General features: G+C 70.7%; 3 protein-coding genes. 1 reads left to right on the top strand and 2 read right to left on the bottom strand.

Translation table 11 applies throughout. The features are described from left to right. Positions 1-658, top strand: a 658-nt coding sequence (locus tag P409_RS39665; protein ID WP_034848752.1) for an endonuclease III domain-containing protein, incomplete at its 5' end; no start/stop codon positions are given. 150 nt (positions 659-808) lie between these two features. Here P409_RS39665 and msrA read toward each other — a convergent pair. Next, positions 809-1420: a peptide-methionine (S)-S-oxide reductase MsrA gene (msrA, locus tag P409_RS33230; RefSeq protein WP_034848750.1), complete on the bottom strand. Its 612-nt coding sequence runs from the start codon at positions 1418-1420 to the stop codon at positions 809-811. A 90-nt stretch (positions 1421-1510) separates the two neighbouring features. Continuing rightward, a partial coding sequence (locus P409_RS33225) for a histidine phosphatase family protein (protein WP_034848748.1) occupies positions 1511-1863 on the bottom strand: 353 nt, incomplete at its 5' end.

The raw sequence follows: 1863 nt of genomic DNA, 5'->3' as shown, positions 1-1863 counted from the left end.
GCCCCTGCCCCGCATCCGCGACCGGCTGCTGGCCCGGCTCGGGCCGCGGCGAGACGCCCGCCGCCGCGACCCGGTCAGCCAGCTGGTCCGCAGCATGCTGGGATCCAAGACCCGGGACGAGGTGTCGCTGCGCGTGTTCCGGGAGCTGCGCCGGCAATACCCGTCCTGGGACTGGCTGTGCGAAGAGTCGCCGCGCGCCGTGTTGCGCGTCATCTGGCCGGTGAACCTGGCGGATGCAAAGGCCGGGCAGCTGCCGCAGGCCCTGCGCATGATCGTCGCCTGCGCCGGCCGCCTGTCCCTCGACCACCTGGCGGATCTGGACGAGGAGGCGGCGATGCAATGGCTGCGCCGCCTGCCCGGCGTCGGGTCGAAGATCGCCGCCGCGGTGCTGAACTTCAGCACGCTGCGCAAGCGCGCTCTGGTTGTCGACCGACATCTGCTGCGGCTCGGCGGCCGGCTGGGGCTGCTGCCCGTCGATGCCGATTTCGACGCCGGCCACGAGCTGTTCATGCGCCAGCTGCCGGAGGCGTGGGACGCCGATGACTTGGCGGAGCTCCACCGGCTGATGAAGCTGCTGGGCCAGACCGTCTGCACCGCCCACGCCCCGGCCTGCGGCGGCTGCCCGCTGCGCGACCTGTGCCCGCGCTGCGGGGTGTGAGACTGTCAAACCTGCGATTTGGCTCTTTTCCAAGGAACAGGACCGTCATTGCGAGGAGGCGAAGCCGACGAAGCAATCCAGGGGCCGGTTCGCACTGGCCCCTGGATTGCTTCGCTGCGCTCGCAATGACGATTCCGGTGGTCCGGGCTGTCAGCCCGCCTTGGCCGACGCCTTCAGCATGTCGCCATGCACCGCCTTCAGCTTCTCGACCTTCGGGGTCGAGACCGCGCGGATATAGGGCTGGTTCGGATTCCGGGCGGCGTAGTCGTGATGGTACGCCTCGGCCTCGTAGAAGGCCTCGAGCGGCACCACCTCGGTCACCACCGGCGCGTCGAACAGGCGCGCCCGCTCGATCTGGGCGATATAGGCCTCGGCCACCCGCTTCTGCTGCTCGTCGGCATAAAAGATCGCCGAGCGGTATTGCCGGCCGACATCGTTGCCCTGGCGATCCTTCTGGGTCGGGTCGTGCGCGATCGAGAAGAACAGCTTCAGGATCTGGCCCAGGCTGATCCGGCCGGCGTCATAGGCGACCTCGATCACCTCGACATGGTCGGTGGTGCCGGTGCAGACGGTGCGGTAATCCGCCGTCTCTTTCGTGCCGCCGGCATAGCCCGGCCGCACCGACAGCACGCCCTCGAGCTGGCTGTACACCGCCTCGGTGCACCAGAAGCAGCCGCCGCCGAGCACGATCGAGCGGCGGCCCTGCTCTTCGGCATCCAGCTCCGGGGCGGGAAAGGTCCAGGGATCGATCTTCAGGGCCATGGGATGTCTCCGGCGGCCGGGCGCGGCCGCAAGCGCGATGTGCTCTCCAAAGTGAGATCGCGCCCGCGGCGGGACAAGCCCCCGCGGCCTTCAGCCGGCGAAGGGCAGCCCTGAGGCGCGCCAGGCCCAGCGCCGGCCGTCATGGCTCAGCTCGGTGACGCCGAGCGGCGCGATGTCGATGCGCCAGAAGGAAGAGGCCGGCGCCTCCAGCACATGCAGGAGCGCGCCCCGGATCACCGCGGCATGGGTGACGGCGACGCCATGGCCGCCATCGCCGGCCCGAGCATCGAGCCAGACGGCGGCCCGACGCAGCAGGTCCGACAGCGCCTCGCCGCCATGCGGGGCGGCATCGGGATCGGCCAGCCAGGCGATGACGCCTTCCGGCTCCGCAGCCTGGACCTCCTCCAGCCGCCGGCCGGCCCAGCGGCCATGGCCGGCGTCGC

It is taken from the genome of Inquilinus limosus MP06 (assembly GCF_000767795.1).
GTDB lineage: Bacteria > Pseudomonadota > Alphaproteobacteria > DSM-16000 > Inquilinaceae > Inquilinus > Inquilinus limosus_E.
This window is presented reverse-complemented; position numbering and strand designations above follow the sequence as displayed.